The sequence below is a fragment of the Nocardia otitidiscaviarum NBRC 14405 genome (assembly GCF_000308635.1).
Classification (GTDB): domain Bacteria; phylum Actinomycetota; class Actinomycetes; order Mycobacteriales; family Mycobacteriaceae; genus Nocardia; species Nocardia otitidiscaviarum.
This window is the reverse complement of the sequence record NZ_BAGD01000214.1, coordinates 1-325: the sequence shown is the minus strand read 5'-3', so window position 1 is coordinate 325 and position 325 is coordinate 1. Positions and strand designations below refer to the sequence as shown.

Here is a 325-nt window from a genome sequence, read left to right as displayed (position 1 = left end):
GCCGAATCGATTACCCCGCAGTCGAATACGAGCTACGCGACCGCATTGACGACATCATCCATCCAGCCGAGAAGGGACAGCCCGAATGAGCACGACCACGATCACGGTCGGCACCGCTGATCTGCGCCAGGCCCTCACCGCGGTTCGCGTCCACGCGAGCAGCGACAAGGACTTTCCCGAGATCAACCGCATTCGGCTCACCATCGGAACCGAGCATGTCACGGTGTCGGCGACCGACCGATTCACCGCGGCTCTCGCCGATGTCTCGGTGTGGAGTCACGACGGCGAGCCCGTCGAAGTCGTCGAGCTGCTGCGTGACGACGTA

The 325-nt window shown here is 63.4% G+C and carries 1 protein-coding gene; it reads left to right on the top strand.

Annotation, left to right across the window (positions count from 1 at the left end; translation table 11 throughout):
- Positions 1 to 85: 85 nt before the first annotated feature.
- The coding region (locus tag ON31_RS29385; RefSeq protein WP_039818307.1) for a hypothetical protein at positions 86 to 325 on the top strand (240 nt) is incomplete at its 3' end.